The following is a 5,546-nucleotide window of genomic DNA, read 5'->3' as shown; positions in this document are numbered from 1 at the left end:
AACCCCTGTATAATGCGGCCTCTCGCTGATTGATGAAGTCAGTGGGAAGTATAAAAGAAGTGCCCTGCTCTTTAACAAGATGAACAACCGATAAGTGTGGGTGCTTGTAGGTGAGTGCACATTGATACTTAATTGATTAAGTATCGATAACTCAACAAACAAGTGCTTAACACTTAAATGAAATCTGTAACTTAACAGTTACACCTAAAGATTCATTTGAGAATAAGCCAAGCGATATACCGACCTCGCAAGAGGTCAAACAAGTAATAGTCGGAATTAAACTGAAGAGTTTGATCCTGGCTCAGATTGAACGCTGGCGGCATGCTTTACACATGCAAGTCGAACGGTAACAGAGAGAAGCTTGCTTCTCTGCTGACGAGTGGCGAACGGGTGAGTAACATATCGGAACGTGTCCAATAATGGGGGATAACTAGTCGAAAGATTAGCTAATACCGCATACGCCCTGAGGGGGAAAGCTGGGGATCTTCGGACCTAGCGTTAATGGAGCGGCCGATATCTGATTAGCTAGTTGGTGGGGTAAAAGCCTACCAAGGCGACGATCAGTAGCTGGTCTGAGAGGATGATCAGCCACACTGGGACTGAGACACGGCCCAGACTCCTACGGGAGGCAGCAGTGGGGAATTTTGGACAATGGGCGCAAGCCTGATCCAGCCATGCCGCGTGAGTGAAGAAGGCCTTCGGGTTGTAAAGCTCTTTCGCAAGGAAAGAAAACTTACTCTCTAATATAGAGTGAGGCTGACGGTACCTTGATAAGAAGCACCGGCTAACTACGTGCCAGCAGCCGCGGTAATACGTAGGGTGCGAGCGTTAATCGGAATTACTGGGCGTAAAGCGAGCGCAGGCGGTTTTGTAAGTCAGATGTGAAATCCCCGGGCTCAACCTGGGAACTGCGTTTGAAACTACAAGGCTAGAGTATGGGAGAGGGGGGTAGAATTCCACGTGTAGCAGTGAAATGCGTAGAGATGTGGAGGAATACCAATGGCGAAGGCAGCCCCCTGGCCTAATACTGACGCTCATGCTCGAAAGCGTGGGGAGCAAACAGGATTAGATACCCTGGTAGTCCACGCCCTAAACGATGTCAACTAGTTGTTGGTGGAGTAAAATCCATTAGTAACGCAGCTAACGCGTGAAGTTGACCGCCTGGGGAGTACGGTCGCAAGATTAAAACTCAAAGGAATTGACGGGGGCCCGCACAAGCGGTGGATTATGTGGATTAATTCGATGCAACGCGAAAAACCTTACCTGGCCTTGACATGCCACTAACGAAGCAGAGATGCATTAGGTGCTCGAAAGAGAAAGTGGACACAGGTGCTGCATGGCTGTCGTCAGCTCGTGTCGTGAGATGTTGGGTTAAGTCCCGCAACGAGCGCAACCCTTGCCAATAATTGCCATCATTCAGTTGGGCACTTTATTGGGACTGCCGGTGACAAACCGGAGGAAGGTGGGGATGACGTCAAGTCCTCATGGCCCTTATGGCCAGGGCTTCACACGTAATACAATGGTCGGTACAGAGGGTTGCCAACCCGCGAGGGGGAGCTAATCTCAGAAAGCCGATCGTAGTCCGGATTGTAGTCTGCAACTCGACTACATGAAGTCGGAATCGCTAGTAATCGCGGATCAGCATGTCGCGGTGAATACGTTCCCGGGCCTTGTACACACCGCCCGTCACACCATGGGAGTGGGTTTCACCAGAAGTAGTTAGCCTAACCGCAAGGAGGGCGATTACCACGGTGGGATTCATGACTGGGGTGAAGTCGTAACAAGGTAGCCGTATCGGAAGGTGCGGCTGGATCACCTCCTTTCTAGAGTATGCCTTGCTTGCAAGCATTCACACTTATCGGTTGTTTAAAAGAGCGCAACAAAGATTGGCCTTAAGGGTCTGTAGCTCAGCTGGTTAGAGCACCGTCTTGATAAGGCGGGGGTCGTTGGTTCGAGCCCAACCAGACCCACCAAGATTATCAAGTGGAAGTTCAGAGGGGGATTAGCTCAGCTGGGAGAGCACCTGCTTTGCAAGCAGGGGGTCGTCGGTTCGATCCCGTCATCCTCCACCAACTCTTTGTTGAAAAGTTAGACATAAGTGCAGTGCAGAGAACTGTATTTATGTCTGGCTTTTAGAAGCTGGATTGATCTTTAACAAAATGGAAGAAGTAAAGAGAATGAAGTAAGACTTTGTGATGAGGTCTGAAACATTCAATGGGTAAATTGATTGCAAAATCGAAACATTTAGACGGCTGATTCGCAAGAATTAGTGGTTTAGATTAGTTTAATCGCATCGGCTTGGTGTGATTAGATGAAGAGCTTTAGAAAACCTGTAACGGATGTCTCATGCATCGCGGGACTTGAGTGTAAAAGGGCTCAGGTTTCAACGTTATAGGGTCAAGCGAATAAGTGCATGTGGTGGATGCCTTGGCGATTACAGGCGATGAAGGACGTGGTAGCCTGCGTAAAGTCTCGGGGAGCTGGCAAACAAGCTTTGATCCGGGAATATCCGAATGGGGAAACCCACCCGCAAGGGTAACCGCTCCTGAATATATAGGGAGCAGGTGGCGAACCGAGTGAACTGAAACATCTAAGTAGCTCGAGGAAAAGAAATCAACCGAGATTCCGGAAGTAGTGGCGAGCGAACCCGGAAAAGCCTGTTATTTTTAGCAGACGCGTTAGTAGAACGGAATGGAAAGTCCGGCCATAGAGGGTGATAGCCCCTTATACGAAAACCCGTTTGTGGAACTAGGATAACGACAAGTAGGGCGGGACACGAGAAATCCTGTCTGAACATGGGGGGACCATCCTCCAAGGCTAAATACTCGTAATCGACCGATAGTGAACCAGTACCGTGAGGGAAAGGCGAAAAGAACCCCGGGAGGGGAGTGAAATAGATCCTGAAACCGCATGCATACAAACAGTGGGAGCCTCTTTAAGGGGTGACTGCGTACCTTTTGTATAATGGGTCAGCGACTTACATTCAGTAGCAAGCTTAACCGATAGGGGAGGCGCAGCGAAAGCGAGTCCGAATAGGGCGTTCAGTTGCTGGGTGTAGACCCGAAACCAAGTGATCTATCCATGGCCAGGATGAAGGTGCCGTAACAGGTACTGGAGGTCCGAACCCACTAATGTTGAAAAATTAGGGGATGAGCTGTGGATAGGGGTGAAAGGCTAAACAAACTTGGAAATAGCTGGTTCTCTCCGAAAACTATTTAGGTAGTGCCTCGTGTCTCACTCTTGGGGGTAGAGCACTGTTATGGCTAGGGGGCTCATAAGAGCTTACCAAACCATGGCAAACTCCGAATACCAAGAAGTGCAATCACGGGAGACAGACCATGGGTGCTAACGTCCGTGGTCAAGAGGGAAACAACCCAGACCGCCAGCTAAGGTCCCAAATGACGTGCTAAGTGGAAAACGAAGTGGGAAGGCACAGACAGCCAGGAGGTTGGCTTAGAAGCAGCCATCCTTTAAAGAAAGCGTAATAGCTCACTGGTCGAGTCGTCCCGCGCGGAAGATGTAACGGGGCTAAGCACGTAACCGAAGCTGCGGATGCATATTTATATGCATGGTAGGAGAGCGTTCTGTAGGCCTGCGAAGGTGTTCTGTGAGGAATGCTGGAGGTATCAGAAGTGCGAATGCTGACATGAGTAGCGATAAAGGGAGTGAAAAGCTCCCTCGCCGAAAGCCCAAGGTTTCCTGCGCAACGTTCATCGGCGCAGGGTGAGTCGGCCCCTAAGGTGAGGCAGAGATGCGTAGCTGATGGGAAACAGGTTAATATTCCTGTACTTACATATACTGCGATGTGGGGACGGAGAAGGTTAGGTCAGCCAACTGTTGGAATAGTTGGTTTAAGCGTGTAGGTTGATCTCTTAGGCAAATCCGGGAGGTTAAGACTGAGGCGTGACGACGAGTCTCCTAGTGAGACGAAGTGATTGATACCAAGCTTCCAAGAAAAGCCACTAAGCTTCAGGTATATGTGAACCGTACCGCAAACCGACACAGGTGGGCAGGATGAGAATTCTAAGGCGCTTGAGAGAACCCGGGAGAAGGAACTCGGCAAATTAGCACCGTAACTTCGGGAGAAGGTGCGCCCCGCTAGCGTGAACAGACTTGCTCTGGGAGCGCGAAGGGGTTGCAGTGAAAAGGTGGCTGCGACTGTTTAATAAAAACACAGCACTGTGCAAACACGAAAGTGGACGTATACGGTGTGACGCCTGCCCGGTGCCGGAAGGTTAAGTGATGGGGTGCAAGCTCTTGATCGAAGCCCCGGTAAACGGCGGCCGTAACTATAACGGTCCTAAGGTAGCGAAATTCCTTGTCGGGTAAGTTCCGACCCGCACGAATGGCGTAACGATGGCCACACTGTCTCCTCTCGGGACTCAGCGAAGTTGAAATGTTTGTGAAGATGCAATCTACCCGCGGCTAGACGGAAAGACCCCATGAACCTTTACTGTAGCTTTACATTGGACTTTGACAAGATTTGTGTAGGATAGGTGGGAGACTATGAAGCAGGGACGCTAGTTCTTGTGGAGTCAACCTTGAAATACCACCCTGATGTTGTTGAGGTTCTAACCTAGGTCCATAATCTGGATCGGGGACCGTGTATGGTGGGCAGTTTGACTGGGGCGGTCTCCTCCCAAAGAGTAACGGAGGAGTGCGAAGGTAACCTAGGTACGGTCGGAAATCGTACTGATAGTGCAATGGCATAAGGTTGCTTGACTGCGAGACGGACAGGTCGAGCAGGTGCGAAAGCAGGTCATAGTGATCCGGTGGTTCTGTATGGAAGGGCCATCGCTCAACGGATAAAAGGTACTCTGGGGATAACAGGCTGATTCCTCCCAAGAGTTCATATCGACGGGGGAGTTTGGCACCTCGATGTCGGCTCATCACATCCTGGGGCTGTAGCCGGTCCCAAGGGTATGGCTGTTCGCCATTTAAAGTGGTACGTGAGCTGGGTTTAAAACGTCGTGAGACAGTTTGGTCCCTATCTGCCGTGGGCGTTGGAAGTTTGAGGGGGGCTGCTCCTAGTACGAGAGGACCGGAGTGGACACACCTCTGGTGGACCGGTTGTCACGCCAGTGGCATCGCCGGGTAGCTAAGTGTGGAAGAGATAAGCGCTGAAAGCATCTAAGCGCGAAACTTGCCTCAAGATGAGACTTCCCTTGTGCCTTGAGCACACTAAAGAGTCGTTCGAGACCAGGACGTTGATAGGTCGGGTGTGGAAGCGCAGTAATGCGTTAAGCTAACCGATACTAATTGCTCGTGAGGCTTGATCCTATAACCTTGAAACTTGAATCAAGGTATTTTTAAAGCAGCAATCAAAATACCATCTTTACTTCTTCTGTTTGTTGAAGACGAATTTGCGATAGCAAATTCCATCAGACATCAGTGAATGTACCTCGTACACGCACTACCGGTTATGTCTGGCGGCCATAGCGAATTGGACCCACCCCTTCCCATCTCGAACAGGGACGTGAAACGATTCTGCGCCAATGATAGTATGCACCTCGCATGCGAAAGTAGGTCACCGCCAGGCTTTTATT

Annotated in this window: 2 tRNA genes and 3 rRNA genes; all 5 read left to right on the top strand. The window is 50.2% G+C overall.

The features are described from left to right. Positions 1 to 278: 278 nt before the first annotated feature. The 5 genes from CHB59_RS11605 to rrf all read left to right on the top strand — a co-directional run bounded on the left by CHB59_RS11605 (position 279) and on the right by rrf (position 5,539). Positions 279 to 1,823: ribosomal RNA gene (locus CHB59_RS11605) — 16S ribosomal RNA — on the top strand. Positions 1,824 to 1,896: 73 nt separating this feature from the next. Further along, positions 1,897 to 1,973, top strand: a tRNA-Ile gene (locus CHB59_RS11600). 23 nt (positions 1,974 to 1,996) lie between these two features. Continuing rightward, positions 1,997 to 2,072 (top strand) — tRNA-Ala (locus CHB59_RS11595). 323 nt (positions 2,073 to 2,395) lie between these two features. After that, a 23S ribosomal RNA gene (locus CHB59_RS11590) occupies positions 2,396 to 5,280 on the top strand. A gap of 145 nt (positions 5,281 to 5,425) precedes the next feature. Next, positions 5,426 to 5,539, top strand: a 5S ribosomal RNA gene (gene rrf / locus CHB59_RS11585). The 16S, 23S and 5S rRNA genes sit together here with 2 tRNA genes alongside, the layout of an rRNA operon. The last annotated feature ends 7 nt before the right edge of the window (positions 5,540 to 5,546 follow it).

Source organism: Methylobacillus rhizosphaerae (assembly GCF_900187985.1).
In the GTDB taxonomy this organism is placed as follows: domain Bacteria; phylum Pseudomonadota; class Gammaproteobacteria; order Burkholderiales; family Methylophilaceae; genus Methylobacillus; species Methylobacillus rhizosphaerae.
The sequence above is the reverse complement of the archived record's forward strand: the minus strand, read 5'-3'. Positions and strand labels throughout refer to the sequence as shown.